This is a genomic window from Pantoea sp. paga, assembly GCF_007558755.1.
Classification (GTDB): Bacteria; Pseudomonadota; Gammaproteobacteria; order Enterobacterales; family Enterobacteriaceae; genus Pantoea; species Pantoea agglomerans.
In genome coordinates this window covers 1-18,776 of record NZ_VLTF01000011.1, presented here as the reverse complement: position 1 = coordinate 18,776, position 18,776 = coordinate 1, and the positions used below count along the sequence as shown (strand labels likewise).

At 54.6% G+C, this 18,776-nt stretch carries 16 protein-coding genes and 1 riboswitch; of the genes, 11 read left to right on the top strand and 5 right to left on the bottom strand.

The window, feature by feature from the left end:
• Positions 1-32: 32 nt before the first annotated feature.
• Both ppc and argE read right to left on the bottom strand, forming a co-directional pair.
• On the bottom strand, positions 33-2,684 hold the full coding sequence (gene ppc / locus FOV68_RS21480; protein ID WP_143991525.1) for a phosphoenolpyruvate carboxylase: 2,652 nt from the start codon (positions 2,682-2,684) through the stop codon (positions 33-35).
• A gap of 354 nt (positions 2,685-3,038) precedes the next feature.
• A complete protein-coding gene (gene argE, locus FOV68_RS21475) occupies positions 3,039-4,187 on the bottom strand; it encodes an acetylornithine deacetylase (RefSeq protein WP_031591839.1) in 1,149 nt (382 codons plus the stop codon).
• 167 nt (positions 4,188-4,354) lie between these two features.
• On the opposite strand from argE, the gene argC reads away from it, so the two are divergent.
• From argC to FOV68_RS21445, 6 genes are all read left to right on the top strand, one after another.
• The gene (gene argC / locus FOV68_RS21470; protein WP_010672063.1) at positions 4,355-5,359 is read left to right on the top strand and encodes an N-acetyl-gamma-glutamyl-phosphate reductase; all 1,005 of its coding nucleotides are present in this window, start codon (positions 4,355-4,357) and stop codon (positions 5,357-5,359) included.
• Positions 5,360-5,373: 14 nt separating this feature from the next.
• Positions 5,374-6,150: an acetylglutamate kinase gene (argB, locus tag FOV68_RS21465; protein ID WP_010258140.1), complete on the top strand. Its 777-nt coding sequence runs from the start codon at positions 5,374-5,376 to the stop codon at positions 6,148-6,150.
• A 24-nt stretch (positions 6,151-6,174) separates the two neighbouring features.
• A complete protein-coding gene (locus FOV68_RS21460) occupies positions 6,175-7,392 on the top strand; it encodes an argininosuccinate synthase (protein WP_143991524.1) in 1,218 nt (405 codons plus the stop codon).
• Between the two features lie 90 nt (positions 7,393-7,482).
• Positions 7,483-8,856, top strand: a complete 1,374-nt coding sequence (gene argH / locus FOV68_RS21455) for an argininosuccinate lyase (RefSeq protein ID WP_143991523.1) — start codon at positions 7,483-7,485, stop codon at positions 8,854-8,856.
• 278 nt (positions 8,857-9,134) lie between these two features.
• Positions 9,135-9,467, top strand: a complete 333-nt coding sequence (locus FOV68_RS21450) for a hypothetical protein (RefSeq protein ID WP_064703057.1) — start codon at positions 9,135-9,137, stop codon at positions 9,465-9,467.
• A gap of 51 nt (positions 9,468-9,518) precedes the next feature.
• A complete protein-coding gene (locus FOV68_RS21445; protein ID WP_167861863.1) occupies positions 9,519-9,851 on the top strand; it encodes a colicin V synthesis protein in 333 nt (110 codons plus the stop codon).
• A 138-nt stretch (positions 9,852-9,989) separates the two neighbouring features.
• Here the strand turns inward: FOV68_RS21445 and FOV68_RS21440 are convergent, their stop codons facing one another.
• Positions 9,990-10,724 (bottom strand): glutathione peroxidase, encoded by a 735-nt coding sequence (locus FOV68_RS21440; protein ID WP_010672060.1) that lies wholly within the window; start codon positions 10,722-10,724, stop codon positions 9,990-9,992.
• A 124-nt stretch (positions 10,725-10,848) separates the two neighbouring features.
• Here FOV68_RS21440 and oxyR point away from each other — a divergent pair, with 124 nt between their 5' ends.
• Positions 10,849-11,766, top strand: a complete 918-nt coding sequence (gene oxyR, locus FOV68_RS21435) for a DNA-binding transcriptional regulator OxyR (RefSeq protein ID WP_010258132.1) — start codon at positions 10,849-10,851, stop codon at positions 11,764-11,766.
• Here the strand turns inward: oxyR and sthA are convergent.
• Entirely contained in the window at positions 11,749-13,149 is a 1,401-nt protein-coding gene (gene sthA / locus FOV68_RS21430) for a Si-specific NAD(P)(+) transhydrogenase (protein ID WP_010258130.1), read from the bottom strand. The two genes, oxyR and sthA, sit on opposite strands and share 18 nt — an antisense overlap.
• Before the next feature lie 192 nt (positions 13,150-13,341).
• Between sthA and fabR the strand changes: the two genes are divergently transcribed.
• Positions 13,342-13,989, top strand: a complete 648-nt coding sequence (gene fabR, locus FOV68_RS21425; RefSeq protein WP_010258128.1) for an HTH-type transcriptional repressor FabR — start codon at positions 13,342-13,344, stop codon at positions 13,987-13,989.
• Between the two features lie 14 nt (positions 13,990-14,003).
• Entirely contained in the window at positions 14,004-14,357 is a 354-nt protein-coding gene (locus FOV68_RS21420; RefSeq protein ID WP_010258126.1) for a YijD family membrane protein, read from the top strand.
• A 38-nt stretch (positions 14,358-14,395) separates the two neighbouring features.
• Here the strand turns inward: FOV68_RS21420 and trmA are convergent, their stop codons facing one another.
• Complete coding sequence (trmA, locus tag FOV68_RS21415) at positions 14,396-15,499, bottom strand: tRNA (uridine(54)-C5)-methyltransferase TrmA (protein ID WP_109653795.1); 1,104 nt, start codon at positions 15,497-15,499, stop codon at positions 14,396-14,398.
• Positions 15,500-15,609: 110 nt separating this feature from the next.
• Positions 15,610-15,793: riboswitch (cobalamin riboswitch) on the top strand.
• Between the two features lie 68 nt (positions 15,794-15,861).
• Between trmA and btuB the strand changes: the two genes are divergently transcribed.
• Together btuB and murI are read left to right on the top strand one after the other, a co-directional pair.
• Positions 15,862-17,739 (top strand): TonB-dependent vitamin B12 receptor BtuB, encoded by a 1,878-nt coding sequence (gene btuB / locus FOV68_RS21410; RefSeq protein ID WP_143991522.1) that lies wholly within the window; start codon positions 15,862-15,864, stop codon positions 17,737-17,739.
• The gene (gene murI, locus FOV68_RS21405) at positions 17,684-18,535 is read left to right on the top strand and encodes a glutamate racemase (RefSeq protein ID WP_064703060.1); all 852 of its coding nucleotides are present in this window, start codon (positions 17,684-17,686) and stop codon (positions 18,533-18,535) included. The genes btuB and murI overlap by 56 nt, the downstream gene beginning before the upstream one ends.
• Positions 18,536-18,776: the final 241 nt, after the last annotated feature.

Here is an 18,776-nt window from a genome sequence, read left to right as displayed (position 1 = left end):
TCCCGACTTTTTTTGTTTTTACTGCACCACCGTTAACCGGTATTGCGCATGCCTGCCGCGACACCGGCAATGGTCACCATCAGCGCCTGCTCAACGCGGGCATCCGGTTCATCGCCATTCGCTTCCCGCGCGCGCGAACGATGCAGCAGTTCGGCCTGGAGTACGTTGAGCGGATCGGTATAGACGTTACGCAGTGCAATTGACTCGGCAATCCACGGCTGATCGGCCATCAGGTGTGAGTCATTGGCAATGGTCAGTACCGCTTTGATATCCGCATCAAGCTGATCGCGCAGCTGTTTGCCCAGCGGCCAGAGTGATTTCTCGACCAGACGCTGATCGTAATATTCCGCCAGCCACAGGTCCGCTTTTGAGAATACCATCTCCAGCATACCCAGACGGGTAGAGAAGAATGGCCAGTCGTGGCACATCGCTTCCAGCTGATCCTGATGACCGGCTGCCATCGCCTGTTGCAGGGCCGCACCGGCACCCAGCCACGCAGGCAGCATCAGACGGTTCTGCGTCCAGGCGAAAATCCATGGAATCGCACGCAGTGACTCTACGCCGCCGGTAGGTCGGCGTTTGGCGGGACGTGAGCCCAGCGGTAATTTACCCAGCTCCTGCTCCGGCGTCGCTGAGCGGAAATAGGGCACAAAGTCAGCATTTTCACGTACATAACCGCGATACATCGCACAGGAGTCGGCGGAGAGCTGATCCATAATGTCGCGCCATTCGCGTTTTGGCTCCGGCGGCGGCATCAGGTTCGCTTCCAGAATTGCGCCGGTGTAAAGCGACAGGCTGGCGATGGTGACGGCGGGTAAACCATATTTAAAGCGAATCATCTCGCCCTGTTCGGTCACACGAAGACCGCCGCGCAGGCTACCTGGCGGTTGCGACAGCAGCGCTGCATGGGCGGGTGCGCCGCCACGGCCAATACTGCCACCGCGTCCGTGGAACAGCGTCAGTGAAATCCCGGCCTTCTCACAGGTTTTAATCAGGGCATCCTGTGCCTGATATTGCGCCCAGCTGGCGGCCATCACACCGGCATCTTTCGCCGAGTCAGAATAGCCAATCATCACCATCTGTTTGCCCTGAATTAAGCCGCGATACCAGTCGATGCTCAGCAGCTGGCTCATCACGTCATTGGCGTTATTCAGGTCATCAAGCGTTTCAAACAGCGGTGCAACCGGCATGGCATAGCCGATGCCTGCTTCTTTCAGCAGCAGATGCACGGCCAGCACGTCAGAAGGGGTTTTCGCCATCGAGATAACATAGGCGGCGATAGAACCCTGTGGCGCTTCAGCCGCGACGCGACAGGTCTCCAGCACTTCACGCGTTTCATCGCTGGGTTCCCAGCTGCGAGGCAGCAGCGGACGCTTTGAGTTCAGTTCACGGATCAGGAAGGCCTGCTTGTCCGCTTCGGACCAGCTTTCATAATCGCCGAGACCCAGATAGCGGGTCACTTCAGCAATCGCTTCGGTGTGACGGGTACTCTCCTGACGCAGATCGATCCGCACCAGCGGCACGCCGAAGCATTTCACGCGGCGCAGCGTATCAAGCAACTGACCGTTGGCGATAATGCCCATGCCGCACTTTTGCAGTGACTGATAGATGGCAAACAGCGGATCCCACAGCTGAGCGTTGGAGACCAGCAGATCGGCCGGGCGCGGCAGACGTTCACCTTTCAGGCGACGTTCCAGGAATGACTGGGTAGTCATTAACTGGCTGCGCAGGCGTTTCAGGATCATACGATAAGGTTCAAGCGCTTCCGGATCGCCGCTGAGTTCCCGGATCTCTTCAGTGCACTCTGACATCGACAACTCAGAGATCAATACGCCGATATCGCGCAGGAACAGGTCAGTGGCTTTCCAGCGACTCAGCTGCATAACGTGGCGGGTAATCGCCGCCGTAACGTTAGGGTTACCGTCGCGGTCGCCACCCATCCATGAGGTGAACTGAACCGGCACGAAATCGACCGGCAGCTTAATGCCGAACGCCTCTTCTACCTGCTCGTTCAGCTCACGCAGGAAGGCGGGTACGCCTTCCCACAGGCTGTTTTCCACTACGGCAAAGCCCCATTTGGCTTCGTCGATAGGGGTCGGACGATATTTGCGGATCTCATCGGTGTGCCACGCCTGTGCCACCAGCTGACGCAGACGGCGCATAATCTGGTTACGTTCGTAGTCGGAGACGTCGCTGTGATCGAGCTGTTTCAGGCAGCTGTTAACTTCGACCAGCTTGTGAATCAGCGTACGGCGGGTGATTTCAGTCGGGTGAGCCGTCAGCACCAGTTCCAGCGACAGCGACTCAATGGCCGCAAGGATGTCGCTTTCGCTGATATCTTTCTGCTGCTTCAGGGTATCAAAGGTCTTTTTCAGCAGTTCGGGATGGTTCTCACCCTCGCCACTTTGCGAGATGGTCTGATACTGCTCAGCCACGTTGGTGAGGTTCAGAAACTGGCTAAAAGCGCGTGCAACCGGCAAAAGCTCCTCGTTGGAGAGGTTCTGCAGCGTATTGAGCAGTTCTTTACGATGAGTGTCATTTCCTGCACGGGATGACTTGGAGAGCTTACGGATGGTTTCCACCTGGTCGAGGATGTTCTCTCCCAGTGCATCCTTAATCGTATCCCCGAGCAGTTTGCCGAGCATACTGACATTACTTCGCATTGCGGAATATTGTTCGTTCATTGGACCCTGACACCCTTATCGTCTTGAAAAACTTCTACACCCGACCTTTCAGGCAGCAGAAAAATCAGCAACGCCATGTTCCCCCCTAATCTACAGGGAACCGGCTCCGTTGCCGCCTGTCCACATTCTGAAACGCTCTGGATAATCACCCGGTGGGCATAACATCGTCTTTTATCTAGCCACGTAATGTTGCGTTCGTCAAATGCGTTAAAGTGCGCTGAAGATGTGGCTAAATAACGGAAATTCGTAGAATTTATCGGGAACGAAGCGGGATAAGTTATTCTTATCGCTAAATCCCGCACAATGAAGGGGCATTTTACTGTTAATGCAGTGAAATGCCCCATTTGCTGTTAATCAGTAGCAAAAATGCTGCACAACCTGACTGATAAGCGCCCTTGTCGGCTTAATAAATGCAGTATCAATAAATTCGTCTGGCTGATGTGCCTGCTCAATCGACCCCGGACCCAGTACCAGCGTCGGGCAGAGCTGCTGAATAAAAGGCGCTTCGGTGCAGTAGTTCACCACCTCAGTAGGTATACCCAGTAATTTCTCGACCACATTGACCAGTTCATGATCTGCCGGGCACTCGTACCCAGGAATCGGCGGATGCAGTTCAGCCACCGTGACACGGCCCGGCCAGCGCGCACTGACCGGTGCCAGCGCCTCATTCAGTAGCCCATCGAGATCGTTCAGCGACAGGCCCGGCAGTGGACGAATATCCATATGCAGTTCACAGCAGGCGCAGATACGGTTAGCGGCGTCACCGCCATGAATATGGCCGAAGTTCATGGTGGGGTAGGGGATGGCAAAACCGTCATGGTGATAACGCTGCTGCAGCGTATTACGCAGTTGCATCAGATGGGTGATCGACTCATGCATCAGTTCAATGGCGTTGACGCCACGTGCGGGATCGCTGGAATGGCCCGATTTCCCCTCAATGCGGATCACATTGGACAGGTGACCTTTGTGCGCACGTACCGGTTTAAGCGAGGTTGGTTCACCGATGATGGCGCAGTCGGGACGCAGCTGCGTCGATTCAGAAAAATATTTGGCGCCAGCCATGGTGGTCTCTTCATCGGCCGTAGCGAGGATATAGAGCGGTTTGCTCAGCGTGCTGACATCCACATCGCGCAGTGTATCGAGAATAAAGGCGAAGAAGCCTTTCATGTCTGCCGTACCCAGGCCATAGAGCTTGTTGTCGTGCTCGGTCAGGGTAAAGGGATCGCGTGTCCAGCGGCCATCGTCAAAAGGAACGGTATCGGTGTGACCCGCTAACAGCAGGCCGCCCGCACCGCTTCCGGTGCGCGCCAGCATATTAAATTTATTGCGGGTGCCGGGCACCGGCTGCACTTCAACGCTGAAGCCGAGGTCGCGGAACCAGCCGGCCAGCAAATTGATTAAAGTTTCATTACTCTGATCCAGTGCGGCATCGGTTGCGCTGATCGACGGTGTGGCGATTAACTGGCGGTACAGTTCAATAAAAGGCGGTAATTTTGTCTTCACTGTTGGCGGTCCTTGGGTTAGGATGTATCCATATTCATGCAGTAATAGTGAATAAAAATACATTAACGTCCTCTGCAAGGGAACCTTAAATCACTGCAGATGACAGGGCGGGTAACGGGGCAAGGCCGCGACCCGGAACGTGCGACTGTAAAAAGGGTTACAGCCTGATGTTGAATACGCTGATCGTTGGTGCCAGTGGTTATGCTGGTACAGAGCTTGCCACCTTCCTGAATCGCCATCCACATATCAACATAACCGCTTTGGCGGTTTCGGCGCAAAGCCCTGATGCCGGCAAGCGCCTCTCCGATCTTCATCCGCAGCTGAAAGGTGTGGTGGATTTGCCGCTGCAGCCGCTGAGCAGCGCGGCCGAGTGGGCAGACAAGGTGGATGTGGTGTTCCTGGCGACGGCCCACGAAGTCAGCCATGATCTGGCGCCGGAATTTCTCAAGGCTGGCTGTGTGGTGTTCGACCTGTCGGGCGCGTTCCGCGTTAATGACGCTGATTTTTATACCCGCTTTTATGGCTTCACCCATCAGCATGGCGACTGGCTGGACAAAGCCGTTTACGGCCTTGCCGAATATCAGCATGAGAAAATCCAGCAGGCGCAGCTGGTGGCTGTGCCAGGTTGCTACCCAACCGCTGCGCAGCTGGCGCTGAAGCCCCTGGTGGATGCCGGACTGTTAAACGAGGCGCAGTGGCCGGTTATCAACGCCACCAGCGGCGTGAGCGGTGCCGGACGTAAAGCCAATGTCGGCACCAGCTTCTGCGAAGTGAGCCTGCAGCCTTACGGCCTGTTCAATCATCGTCATCACCCGGAAATCGTCGCGCACCTTGGTACGCCGGTGATCTTCACTCCGCATCTGGGTAACTTCCCGCGCGGGATCCTTGCGACGATTACCTGCCGTCTGAAAGCGGGTGTCAGCCGTGAAGATATCGCCGCAGTTTTCCATCGCGCCTATGACAACAAGCCACTGGTGCGGCTCTACGAGCAGGGCGTACCGGCGCTGAAAGCCGTTGTGGGTCTGCCTTACTGCGATATCGGTTTTGAAGTGCAGGGTGAGCATCTGATTGTCGTGGCAGCCGAAGATAATCTGCTGAAAGGCGCGGCATCGCAGGCGGTACAGTGCCTGAACATCCGGTTCGGCTTCCCTGAAACGCAGTCACTGATTTAACGGATAAATAAACCATGACCAATCCATTGATTATCAAGCTGGGCGGTGTGTTGTTAGACAGCGAAGAAGCGCTGGCCCGCCTGTTTGAAGCGCTGCTGACCTACCGCAGCGCCCATCAGCGTCCGCTGATCATTGTCCACGGCGGCGGTTGCCTGGTGGATGAACTGATGAAAAAGCTGGCGCTGCCGGTGAAGAAGAAAAATGGCCTGCGTGTCACGCCAGCCGATCAGATCGACATTATTACCGGTGCGCTGGCGGGAACCGCGAATAAAACGCTGCTGGCCTGGGCAAAAAAATCGGGCATCAACGCGGTAGGCCTCTGCCTGGGCGATGCGGGCATCGTGAATGTCACACCGTTTGATGAAGAACTCGGCCATGTTGGCCACGCAATGCCGGGCGATCCGGCATTGCTGAACACCCTGCTGGCGGCCGGTTATATGCCGGTGGTGAGCTCAATTGGTATTACTGACAGCGGCGACCTGATGAACGTCAACGCTGATCAGGCGGCGACCGCACTGGCCTCGACGCTGGGCGCTGATCTGGTCCTGTTGTCAGACGTCAGTGGTATTCTCGACGGCAAAGGTCAGCGCATCGAAGAGATGACCGCCGACAAAGCTGAGCAGCTGATTACCCAGGGCATTATTACCGACGGCATGATTGTGAAAGTGCACGCTGCGCTTGATGCAGCGCGTACCCTGGGCCGCCCGGTGGATATTGCCAGCTGGCGTCACGCTGAGCGGCTGCCTGACCTGTTTAACGGCGTGTCGATTGGCACCCGGATTCTCGCTTAACGACTCTGATTCAAGGATTACGAAATGCAAACGCAAAACATCAAAAAAATCGTTCTGGCTTACTCCGGTGGTCTTGATACTTCGGCCATCATTCCATGGCTGAAAGAGAACTACGGCGGCTGTGAAGTCGTCGCTTTTGTCGCAGATATCGGTCAGGAGCGCGGCGATCTGGAAGGTGTAGAGAAGAAAGCCCTGCAGTCCGGCGCATCTGAATGCCACGTGGTTGACCTGCGTGAAGAGTTCATCAGCGACTATGTTTATCCGGTGCTGCAGACTGGCGCCCTCTATGAAGGCACTTATCTGCTGGGCACTTCAATGGCGCGTCCTATCATCGCTAAAGCACAGGTTGAGCTGGCGCTGAAAGTGGGTGCGGATGCGCTGTGTCACGGCGCAACCGGTAAAGGGAATGACCAGGTGCGTTTCGAAACCACCTACACCGCGCTGGCACCACAGCTGAAAGTGGTGGCCCCGTGGCGTGAATGGAACCTGCGTTCACGTGAAGCGCTGCTGGACTACCTGAAAGAGCGCAACATTCCGACCACCGCGTCACTGGAGAAAATCTACAGCCGCGACGAGAACGCCTGGCACATCTCCACCGAAGGTGGCGTGCTGGAAAGCCCGGCCAATGCACCGAATAAAGATTGCTGGGTCTGGACTGTCGATCCGCTGGAAGCGCCTGACCAGCCTGAAGAAGTGACCGTGACCGTGGAAAAAGGTCGGGTCGTGGCGGTTAACGGCGAAAAACTGAGTCCATTCCAGTGCCTGGAAAAACTTAACGTGCTAGGCGCAAAACATGGCGTCGGCCGTATCGATATCGTTGAGAACCGTCTGGTAGGGATTAAATCCCGCGGCTGCTACGAAACCCCTGGCGGCACCATCATGGTCAATGCGCTGCGTGCGGTTGAGCAGCTGGTGCTGGATCGCGATAGCTTCAAATGGCGTGAGCAGCTGGGCCACGAGATGTCCTATGTGGTTTATGACGGCCGCTGGTTCGCCCCGCTGCGTAAGTCGATTCAGGCTGCTGCCGAATCGCTGGCGGAAGAGATTAACGGTGAAGTGGTGCTGCAGCTCTACAAAGGTCAGGCGACAGCCACCCAGAAGCGTTCCGCGAACAGCCTTTACTCGGAAGAGTTCGCCACCTTCGGTGAAGATGAAGTGTACGATCACTGTCATGCGGGCGGCTTTATCCGTCTGTTCTCGCTCTCTTCGCGTATCCGCGCCCTGAACGAGCAGAAGAAGTAATTTTCAGGCGAGGTGCGCCTCGCCTCACAGTTTCATTTCAGGGGCGGCATTTATGCCGCCCCTTGTTTAACGATTCAGAGGAGTTTTCACATGGCACTTTGGGGTGGACGGTTTACTCAGGCAGCGGATCAACGTTTTAAACAGTTTAATGACTCGCTGCGCTTCGATTACCGCCTGGCAGAGCAGGACATTATTGGCTCTGTTGCCTGGTCCAAAGCGCTGGTGACGGTAAATGTCCTGACTCAGGATGAGCAGCAGCAGCTGGAAGCGGCCCTGAATACGTTACTGGATGTAGTCCGTGAGGATCCTGAGCAGATTCTGCAGAGCGACGCCGAAGATATCCACAGCTGGGTTGAAGGCCAGCTGATCGACAAGGTGGGCGCGCTGGGCAAAAAACTGCACACCGGACGTAGCCGTAACGATCAGGTCGCGACCGATCTCAAGCTGTGGTGCAAGGTGCAGATTGAGGCGCTGCTGGGCGCCACCCGTGATCTCCAGCAGGCGCTGGTGGTCACCGCCGAAGCCAATCAGGATGCGGTGATGCCGGGCTACACGCATCTGCAGCGTGCGCAGCCGGTGACGTTTGCGCACTGGTGCCTGGCCTACGTTGAAATGCTGGCGCGTGACGAGAGTCGTCTGCAGGATACGCTGAAGCGGCTCGATGTCAGTCCGCTGGGCTGTGGCGCACTGGCCGGTACCGCGTATGAGATCGATCGTCAGCAACTGGCAGGCTGGCTGGGCTTTGCCTCCGCCACGCGCAACAGTCTGGATACCGTATCAGACCGCGATCATGTGCTGGAGCTGCTCTCTGATGCTGCCATCGGCATGGTGCATCTGTCGCGCTTCGCCGAAGATATGATCTTCTTCAACACTGGTGAAGCGGGCTTTATCGAGCTGTCAGATAAAGTGACCTCCGGCTCATCGCTGATGCCGCAGAAGAAAAACCCGGATGCGCTGGAGCTGATTCGCGGCAAGTGTGGCCGGGTGCAGGGCGCGCTGACCGGCATGATGATGACGTTGAAAGGTCTGCCGCTGGCCTACAACAAAGATATGCAGGAAGACAAAGAGGGGCTGTTTGACGCGCTCGACACTTGGCTCGACTGTCTGCATATGTCAGTACTGGTGCTGGATGGCCTGCAGGTCAAACGTCCGCGCTGCCAGGAAGCGGCTGAACAGGGTTACGCAAACTCCACTGAACTGGCTGACTATCTGGTCGCCAAAGGCGTGCCGTTCCGTGAAGCTCACCATATCGTTGGCGAAGTAGTGGTTGCCGCCATCGGGCAGGGCGTGGCGCTGGAAGCGCTGTCGCTGGCACAGCTGCAGGAGTTCAGTGCAGTGATTGGCGAGGATGTCTATCCGATTCTGGCGCTGCAGTCCTGTCTGGATAAGCGTAATGCACAGGGCGGCGTCTCGCCACAGCAGGTTGCGCGTGCCATCGGTGACGCAAAGCAGCGTCTGGCGTAATGGTAAAGCTGGCAAAGCAAAGGCTTTGCCAGTCTTTTGTAACCGTCTTTTTAACCCCCTCCTGAATTATCCTTCCTTGTTGAATCATTTTTTTGACTATTGCCAGATTTTATATCTGAAACAAATTTCGGGAAATTTTTATTGTGGCATTTCAGTTTTTATAAAAATAATTTATGGATTTTTTGCGATTTTTTAAAGAGGTAAATACATTTAAATTGTCCCTGTAACAGAATGCGGTTACTTATTTTAAATGTTCTTGATTTGGGCCGGGAGGGCTTATGCGTGAATTAACATTAGATGAAGTTTCAGGCGTTTCAGGTGCTGCTATTACTCCTAATGATGCTGCATTATTTATCGGTGATCATTTGGCTAGCTCCGTCATTGGTGGTGTTGCTGCTGCTGTTGCGGGAGGCGCTATCGGTTATTTGCACGGTGGCGATGCAATGGGGATTTTAGGCCTGAGTGTAATTGGGCAATTGGTTGGAGCCGTTGGTGGTGCGATAATTGGCGGAATTGGAGGCGTAATCGGCGGCGCAATGGTATCGTTATCATATAGCCTGCCCTTGGTCGAGCAATTAGCACAAACTATTATTTCAGGTGGAATTCAGTAATTACTAACCATTCATTTAATAATGAATTTTTTTGCTATTCAAAAGGAATCGATGATGCGTACATTAAATAGTAATGAATTGAATTCAGTATCTGGAGCTTATGGCGAAAATTTACTGGCGAATGTTGCCGAAGGTATAGCATGTTCAATTGGCGGAGCTGTACTGGGTTCCTGGACGTTAGCTATTTTGGGCGGTCGTGGTGCCAGTTCTGCGGACGTCATTGGTATCGGCGGTGGTATTACCGCACTTGTCGGCATGATTGGTGGAGCGATCGCTGGAGCCGCAGCTGGTGCTGTTTATGGCCCTTACGTTGGTTGGGATGCCGGGCTTGTTGTGGCACAGGATTTAATAGGCGATTTGATGAAAGGCCTGCCTGGGGCATAACGTCAGCTCGTTATGTCTGAACTGCAGGCAAAAAAAAGCGGGCATATTAAATGCCCGCCAACCTCTAGCTTCAGAATTACTCATTTTTATAGGCACATCATCAAAGCGCCTGCTCTCCCGGCCGACGCTCAGATTCTCTTACGCTGACAGCAAATATTGTTGCAGATCCTCACTGCCGCCAATGTGACGACCCCCCATGAAGATCTGCGGTACCGTCGCCCGGCCTGAAACGGCGCGCAGACTCACGGTTGTTGCATCCTGTCCCAGCACGATCTCTTCGTACTGAATACCATGATCCATCAGCATCTGTTTTGCCTGGGTGCAGAAGGTGCAGCCAGGTTTAGTGAAGATTGAGACCGACTCCTGAGCTTTACACTCGGGCGCCAGATAGCGCAGCATGGTGTCGGCATCAGAGACCTCAAATGGGTCGCCTGGCTTGTTTGGCTCAACAAACATTTTCTCTACCACGCCGTTACGCACCAGCATCGAGTAGCGCCATGAACGTGGGCCAAAGCCGAGATCGGCTTTCTCAACCAGCATCTCCATGCCACGAGTAAACTCGCCGTTGCCATCAGGAATAAAGGTAATGTTGTCTGCGCGCTGTTCTGCTTTCCAGGCGTTCATCACAAACGTGTCATTCACCGAGACGCACAGAATGCTGTCCACACCCTGCTGGGCAAACAGACCCGCTAATTCGTTGTAACGCGGCAGATGGCTGGAGGAGCAGGTCGGTGTGAATGCACCCGGCAGTGAAAAAACGATGACCGTTTTGTCTTTAAACAGTGCTTCAGTGGTGACATCGACCCAGCGATCGCCCTGACGTGTGTGAAAAGTCACTGACGGAATAGCTTTACCTTCCTGACTTGCAAACATTTTTTTCTCCTGACATACCGCGTTCCATTTGATGTGCGCATTATTCCCAACCACCCTTGATAGGGCCAATCGTTCATTGCTATTCTATCTATCGCCACGGGCTATCGTGGCTTGGAGGGTAATAATGAATATTCGTGATCTTGAATATCTGGTTTCGCTTGCTGAACACCGTCATTTCCGCCGTGCCGCGGATGCGTGTCATGTCAGTCAGCCGACGTTAAGCGGGCAGATCCGTAAGCTGGAAGATGAGCTGGGTGTGATGCTGCTGGAGCGCACCAGCCGTAAAGTGCTGTTCACCCAGGCAGGTTTGCTGCTGGTGGATCAGGCGCGTACGGTGCTGCGTGAAGTGAAAGTGCTGAAAGAGATGGCCAGTCAGCAAGGGGAAGCGATGTCAGGTCCGCTGCATATCGGCCTCATCCCGACCACCGCGCCCTACTTATTGCCACAGATTATCCCGACGCTGCACCAGACATTCCCGAAACTGGAGATGTATCTGCACGAAGCGCAGACGCAGCAGCTGCTGGCACAGCTCGATAGCGGCAAGCTGGACTGCGCGATTATCGCGCTGGTCAAAGAGAGCCAGGCCTTTATCGAAGTGCCGTTGTTTGATGAGCCGATGAAGCTGGCAGTCTATGCCGATCATCCCTGGTGCGATCGCGACCGGGTGCCTATGTCCGATCTGGCAGGCGAGAAATTGCTGATGCTGGAAGATGGGCACTGTCTGCGTGACCAGGCGATGGGGTTCTGCTTTGAGGCGGGCGCTGATGAAGATACCCATTTCCGCGCGACCAGTCTTGAGACGCTGCGCAATATGGTGGCGGCAGGCAGCGGGATTACGCTGCTCCCGGCGCTGGCAGTCCCACCGGAGCGTATCCGCGACGGCGTCTGCTATCTCACCTGCTACAAACCGGTGCCACAGCGTACGATTGCGCTGGTCTATCGTCCGGGTTCACCTCTGCGCAGCCGTTATGAACAGCTGGCAGAGGCGATTAAAACCCACATGCAGCACTATTTCGACGCCGCGTTAAAACAGGCGGTTTAAGCCGTTTAACGCCGCAACGCGATAGGCTTCGGCCATGGTCGGATAGTTAAAGGTGGTATTCACGAAGTACTCAATCGTGTTGCCACCGTTTTTCTGCTCCATGATCGCCTGACCGATATGAATAATCTCGGCGGCACGTTCACCAAAGCAGTGAATTCCCAGAATCTCTTTGGTTTCCCGATGGAACAGAATCTTCAGGCTGCCAACGTTCATGCCAACGATCTGCGCTCGCGCCAGATGTTTGAACTGCGCGCGGCCCACTTCGTAAGGCACCTTCATTGCCGTCAGCTGCTGCTCGGTTTTACCCACGGAGCTGATTTCCGGAATGGTGTAAATCCCGGTTGGGATATCTTCAATCAGGTGCGCTGACGCTTCCCCTTTGATAATCGCCTGAGCGGCAATACGGCCCTGATCGTAGGCGGCTGAGGCCAGGCTTGGATAGCCAATCACGTCACCAACGGCATAAATGTGCGGCTGAGCCGTCTGATACATGCTGTTCACTTTCAGCAGGCCACGACCATCCGCTTCCAGACCCACATTTTCCAGCGACAGCGAATCGGTGTTGCCGGTACGGCCGTTGGCGTAAAGCAGGCAGTCGGCTTTTACTTTCTTACCCGACTTCAGATGCATGATGACGCCATCTTCCACCCCTTCGATCTTCTCAAACTCTTCGTTGTGACGAATCACCACGCCGCTGTTCCAGAAGTGGTAAGAGAGAGAGTCAGACATCTCCTGATCAAGAAACGCCAGCAGGCGATCGCGGGTATTAATCAGGTCAACTTTGACGTTCAGGCCACGGAAAATCGACGCATATTCACAGCCAATCACACCCGCGCCATAAATAATGACGTGGCCCGGTTCGTGGTGCAGATTGAGAATAGAGTCGGAGTCATAAACGCGTGGATGAGTAAAGTCGACATTGTCAGGATGGTAAGGTCGTGAACCACAGGCGATAACAAACTTCTCTGCCGTCAGCGTCTCACGCGTGCCATCCGGTTGCTCAATCTCAATGGTGTTGGCATCAACAAAATGCGCATCGCCCTGATAAAGTTCACAACGGTTACGCTCGTAGAAGCCCTGACGCATGGCTGTCTGCTGGCTGATCACGTTTTCAGTGTGATTGAGAATGTCGGCAAAAGAGGAGCGAAGCAGTCGGGTATGATCGCTGTAGAGCGGATTTTGGTTGAATTCAATAATGCGACTGACGGCGTGGCGAAGAGCTTTAGAAGGGATGGTGCCCCAGTGCGTACAACCGCCGCCGATGTTGTGGTAGCGTTCAATCACGGCGATGCGCGCTCCCTGTTTTACCAGCCCCATCGCCGCCCCTTCACCGCCGGGCCCTGAGCCAATCACAATGGCATCGTAATCGTAAGACTTTTGCATACCGATACGTCCTATTATTTATACATTTTTACAACGAGATTCTAACATCTCGTCGCGCACTTCTGAATTCTATCAGCGATTTTCATCACATTTTGACAAAGAGTGAGGTTCACAGGCGGTGACAAAGATTGCCAATCTGTACGCTGAAAATTTTGTTATAGTGCCTGCTTAACACCGCTAAAGGCAGAGAGAATGGGCGTCAGAGCGCAACAAAAAGAACGTACACGACGTACACTGATTGAAGCAGCGTTCAGTCAGCTCAGCGCCGAGCGCAGTTTTGCCAGTCTGAGTTTGCGGGAGGTTGCCCGTGAAGCAGGGATTGCACCTACCTCCTTTTATCGTCATTTCAAGGATGTTGATGAGCTTGGCCTGACGATGGTAGATGAAAGCGGGCTGATGCTGCGACAGCTGATGCGCCAGGCGCGCCAGCGTATTGCCAAAGGCGGCAGCATCATTAAAACGTCGGTGTCGACCTTTATGGAATTTATCGGCAACAATCCCAACGCTTTCCGCCTGTTACTGCGTGAACGTTCCGGCACCTCTGCCGCTTTTCGTGCCGCCGTGGCGCGTGAAATTCAGCACTTTATCGCTGAACTGGCCGATTATCTTGAGGTCGAAAATCGCATGCCGCGCAGTTTTACCGAAGCGCAGGCTGAAGCGATGGTGACCATTGTTTTCAGCGCCGGTGCAGAAGCACTGGATGTTGATGCTGAGCAGCGACGTAAGCTTGAGGATCGGCTGGTGTTACAGCTGCGTATGATCGCCAAAGGCGCTTATTACTGGTACCGCCGGGAGCAAGAGCGACTGGCGGCCACCCTGGAAAAACCCGAAGAGCAATGAGTAAGGATCAGTCCATGACCCACCCAGGTACTCGCGATAAAAGCACACTGGTACTGGCTTTTATTACCGGCTTAGCGATTAACGGCTCGTTTTCTGTGCTGTTCAGCGCCTTTGTTCCATTTTCGATTTTTCCGCTGATTGCGCTGGGTCTGGCGGCCTGGTGTCTGCATCAGCGTTACCTCAACACCAATATGCCGGATGGTATGCCCGGACTGGCAGCGGCGTTTTTCCTGCTGGGGATTCTGGTTTATAGCGCGCTGGTGCGGGCAGAATACCCGGATATTGGCTCAAACTTCGTTCCCACCGTTCTGATGGTAGCGCTGGTGTTCTGGATTGCGACGCGTTTTAAGCGCAAGCGTAATCAGTAGTGATAAAAAAACGGGAACCTCAGGGTTCCCGTTTTTGTTTACGCTTTACGTGTCAGCAGGACACCGCATTCCATATGGTGCGTATAGGGGAACTGATCAAACAGCGCCAGCCGCGTCACATCGTGCGTTTCCGCCAGCGTCTGCAGATTATCGCTCAGGGTCTGCGGATTGCAGGAGATATAAAGGATACGCGGATACGCCTGCACCATTTTCACCGTCTCTTCATCCAGTCCGCTGCGCGGCGGATCGACAAAAATCGTCTCGCATTCGTAGCTGGTCAGGTCAATTCCTTCCAGACGATTAAAGCTGCGCACGCCATTCATCGCCTGGGTAAACTCTTCCGCCGCCATACGAATGATCTGCACGTTATCAATCTGGTTCACGGCAATATTGTATTGTGCTGACGCAACAGAGGGCTTGGCGATCTCAGTCGCCAGAACGCGGCGGAAATTGCGTGCCAGCGCCAGCGAGAAGTTGCCATTACCGCAGTAGAGTTCCAGCAGGTCGCCCTGTGAATCCTGCGTCACATCCAGCGCCCACTCCAGCATCTGAATATTCATCGCCGCATTAGGCTGGGTAAAACTATTTTCGACCTGACGATAGATAATCTCGCGACCCGCCACCGGCAGACACTCATCAACGTAGTCGCGATCCAGACAGATTTTGGTCTTGGTGGCGCGACCAATCAGCTGCACATCCAGCCCTTCCGCGCGAAGCTGGTCACGCAGCGCCGCGGCTGCCTGCTGCCACTCATCATCCAGTTTGCGGTGATAGAGCAGCGAAATCACAATCTGATTGCTCAGGGTCGACAGATAGTCGATCTGGAACAGTTTATGACGCAGGGTACGGTTATCACGGATCGCGGCGATCATCTTTGGCATCAGCTGATTGATCAGCTGGCTGGCCGCCGGGAACTGATCAACACGGATCCGCTCGCGTGTCTGCTGATCAAAGATGATGTGATAGATATCATCACCGTCGTGCCACAGACGGAATTCGGCGCGCATCCGATAGTGGCTGACCGGCGAACGGAACACCTCCACGTCGGGCGCAGCAAACGGCGTCATCATCGTCTCTAAACGACTGACTTTTTCCGCCAGCTGTGCGTCATAGTCTTCAATGGGGAGATGTTCGGGTGTCATGAGCAATCCTGATTAATAGCTTACCAGCGGGCGATTGTAGGCATTCACTTGCTGATGTCCAGTCCTGCAGTGAGAAGATGTTTGGCAGTCTGGACTTCCGTATCTCCACTCCGTAGACTGCAGACGCCGGCCTCAAGCCCGAGTTAATAGGGAATCCAGTGTGAATCTGGAGCTGACGCGCAGCGGTAAGGAATGTCGTGATGAGTGCGATTGCAGACACTGTCCTGTGGGATGGGAAGTCATCATCACTTATGGTTCCCAGCCCGAAGACCTGCCGGTGTAACGTCGCTACTCGTACAATCATCGCGTGCTATTGATTGTCGGCCTGCGGCATCCTGCTTCGTCTTATGGATGCGATAAAAATGACAAAAAAAACTGCTTCGCTGTTCGCTCTGAGCGCAACGGCGATTTCTCTCTGGGCGCAATACGGTTTTGCTCAGGGGAATGATGATACGCAAATAGTGACCGCCAACCGTTTTGCTGAACCTGTTTCAGGTGTGCTGGCACCCACCACCGTTGTCACACGTGATGAGATTGATCGCTGGCAGGCCAAAAGCCTGACGGATGTGATGCGCCGCCTGCCGGGTGTCGATGTCGCGCAAAGTGGCGGGTTAGGGCAGCAGAGTTCGCTGTTTATCCGTGGCACCGAATCAAGACATGTACTGATCCTGATTGATGGTATCCGGCTTAATCAGGCGGGGATCACCGGTTCGTCTGACCTCAGCCAGATCCCGCTGTCACTGGTGCAGCGCATCGAATATATTCGCGGCGCGCGTTCTGCAGTCTACGGTTCCGATGCGATTGGCGGCGTGGTGAATATCATTACGGGCCGATCGCAACCGGGCACCACGCTGACGGCGGGCGTCGGGTCCAACGGCTATCAATCCTACGACGGCTCAACCCAGCAGATGCTGGGCGATGCGACAAAGCTCACCCTGGCAGGCAATTATACCTATACCAAAGGGTATGACGTGGTGGCGGGTTATCCCAATGACTTTAGCCCGGCGCAACACGATCGCGACGGCTTTATGAGCAAAACCCTGTATGGCAACCTTGAGCATCAGTTCAGCGATGAGCTCAGTGGTTTTGTGCGCGGCTACGGGTTTGATAACCGCACCGCCTACGACGGTTCATACACCTACGATAATAATTTCAATATTATCGGGCTGGCGGATACCCGCCAGCTCTACAGCCAGACCTGGGACACCGGGTTACGCTTCAATCGTGACTTCTACTCTACCCAGCTCATCGCCAGTTATGGCCATACCAAAGACATTAACTACGATCCGCGCAATGGCCGCTACGGTGCCGCGTCCACCTTTGATGATGTCACCCAGTACAATCTGCAGTGGGGCAACACCGTGCAGGTGGGGCAGGGGGCGATCAGCGCGGGTGTCGACTGGCAGAAAGAGACGACCGAGCCGGGCACGAACTATTTGTCAGATAGTTATGAGCAGCGTAATACCGCTCTCTACCTGACCGGCCAGCAGCAGTTTGGCAGCGTCACCCTTGAAGGTGCGGTACGCGGTGACGACAACAATCAGTTTGGCTGGCATAACACCTGGCAGACGGCGGCCTCATGGGAGTTTATCTCCGGCTACCGCGCGTTCGCCTCTTATGGCACCGCTTTTAAAGCACCTAATCTGTCGCAGGTTTACAGCCCGGTTTATGGCAATCGCGACCTCGATCCTGAAAAAAGTAAGCAGTGGGAAGGCGGTTTTGAAGGGCTGAGCGGACCGGTGAACTGGCGTGTGTCGGGCTATCGCAACGACATCGATAATCTGATTGATAGTGATCCGGCGACTTTCCGTTACTACAACATTAAGCAGGCTCGCATTAAAGGCGTTGAAGCGACCGCAGGATTCGACACCGGGCCGCTGGCGCATCAGCTCTCTTATGATTATGTCGACGCGCGGGATGGCAGCACCGATCAGCCGCTCGTACGCCGGGCTAAGCAGCAGGTGAAATATCAGCTCGACTGGACGCTGTATGAGTTTGACTGGTCCGTCACCTACCATTATCTGGGTGACCGTTATGATACGGACTTTAACCGCTCTCCCAGCCGTCGCGTGAAGTTAGGGGGCGTCAGCCTGTGGGATCTCGCCGTCTCATATCCTGTCACTTCACAACTCACGGTTCGTGGTAGAATTGCCAACCTGTTCGATAAAGATTACGAGACAGTGTATGGCTATCAGACACCAGGACGAGAGTATTACCTCAGCGGCAGCTACAACTTCTGATTTGCGTCCCACCGTGCTGGTGTTTGATTCCGGCGTCGGTGGGCTTTCTGTCTATGATGAGGTCCGTCAGCTGTTGCCGGATCTTCATTATCTCTATGCCTTCGATAACGCTGGCTTCCCTTACGGTGAGAAAAGCGAGACTTTCATTGTGGATCGGGTGGTCGCTATCGTTGAGGCCATTACCCGCAGCTATCCTCTCTCGTTAGTCATCATCGCCTGTAATACGGCCAGCACCGTTTCATTGCCCGCTTTACGTGAACGTTTTGCCTTTCCTGTCGTGGGGGTGGTTCCGGCGATTAAACCGGCCGCGCGCCTGACGCGAAATGGCGTAGTGGGCTTGCTGGCGACGCGTGCCACGGTGCGCCGTCCTTATACCCATGAGCTGGTGTCGCAGTTTGCCGGTTCCTGCAAGATAGAGATGCTGGGATCAGCGGAGCTGGTTGAACTGGCTGAAGCGAAGCTCCATGGTGCGGAAGTTGCTCTGGATGAGGTGCGCCGTATTGTTCAGCCGTGGCTGCGGATGGCGGAGCCACCGGATACGGTCGTTTTAGGCTGTACGCACTTTCCTTTACTGCGCGAAGAGTTGCAGCAGGTGTTACCGGAAGGGACGCGTCTGATTGATTCCGGTGCGGCAATTGCACGACGTACAGCCTGGCTGCTGGAGCATGAAGCACCTGAAGTGCATTCATCGCAGCAGAACGTTGCATTTTGTACGGAGCTGGATGGCGAAGCGGTACAATTATCACCCGTTTTACGGCGTTATGGCTTCTCGTTGCTGGAAAAACTGGCACTTTAGCGGCTTTTAGCTGAAAAAATCAGCACTCGGAATTTTATTTGAAATTAGCACTTGTCACCCTCCGAGAACTCCCTATAATGCGCCTCCACTGACACGGCACAACGGCTTACGAAGCGCCGGGTTGAGTAGGTTCGAAATCATACGAACCAGTGAGTTAAGCGAAAATAAATGCTTGACTGACAATGCGGAAAGCGTAATATACGCAGCCCGCGCCGCAGTAAATCGCGGCATGCTCTTTAAC

Bases quoted from the DNA above. Each gene is read 5' to 3' on its own strand.
- ppc (WP_143991525.1), bottom strand. From the start codon at position 2,684: ATGAACGAACAATATTCCGCAATGCGAAGTAATGTCAGTATGCTCGGC.
- argC (WP_010672063.1), top strand. From the start codon at position 4,355: ATGTTGAATACGCTGATCGTTGGTGCCAGTGGTTATGCTGGTACAGAG.
- argB (WP_010258140.1), top strand. From the start codon at position 5,374: ATGACCAATCCATTGATTATCAAGCTGGGCGGTGTGTTGTTAGACAGC.
- FOV68_RS21460 (WP_143991524.1), top strand. From the start codon at position 6,175: ATGCAAACGCAAAACATCAAAAAAATCGTTCTGGCTTACTCCGGTGGT.
- argH (WP_143991523.1), top strand. From the start codon at position 7,483: ATGGCACTTTGGGGTGGACGGTTTACTCAGGCAGCGGATCAACGTTTT.
- FOV68_RS21450 (WP_064703057.1), top strand. From the start codon at position 9,135: ATGCGTGAATTAACATTAGATGAAGTTTCAGGCGTTTCAGGTGCTGCT.
- FOV68_RS21445 (WP_167861863.1), top strand. From the start codon at position 9,519: ATGATGCGTACATTAAATAGTAATGAATTGAATTCAGTATCTGGAGCT.
- FOV68_RS21440 (WP_010672060.1), bottom strand. From the start codon at position 10,724: ATGTTTGCAAGTCAGGAAGGTAAAGCTATTCCGTCAGTGACTTTTCAC.
- oxyR (WP_010258132.1), top strand. From the start codon at position 10,849: ATGAATATTCGTGATCTTGAATATCTGGTTTCGCTTGCTGAACACCGT.
- sthA (WP_010258130.1), bottom strand. From the start codon at position 13,149: ATGCAAAAGTCTTACGATTACGATGCCATTGTGATTGGCTCAGGGCCC.
- fabR (WP_010258128.1), top strand. From the start codon at position 13,342: ATGGGCGTCAGAGCGCAACAAAAAGAACGTACACGACGTACACTGATT.
- FOV68_RS21420 (WP_010258126.1), top strand. From the start codon at position 14,004: ATGACCCACCCAGGTACTCGCGATAAAAGCACACTGGTACTGGCTTTT.
- trmA (WP_109653795.1), bottom strand. From the start codon at position 15,499: ATGACACCCGAACATCTCCCCATTGAAGACTATGACGCACAGCTGGCG.
- btuB (WP_143991522.1), top strand. From the start codon at position 15,862: ATGACAAAAAAAACTGCTTCGCTGTTCGCTCTGAGCGCAACGGCGATT.
- murI (WP_064703060.1), top strand. From the start codon at position 17,684: ATGGCTATCAGACACCAGGACGAGAGTATTACCTCAGCGGCAGCTACA.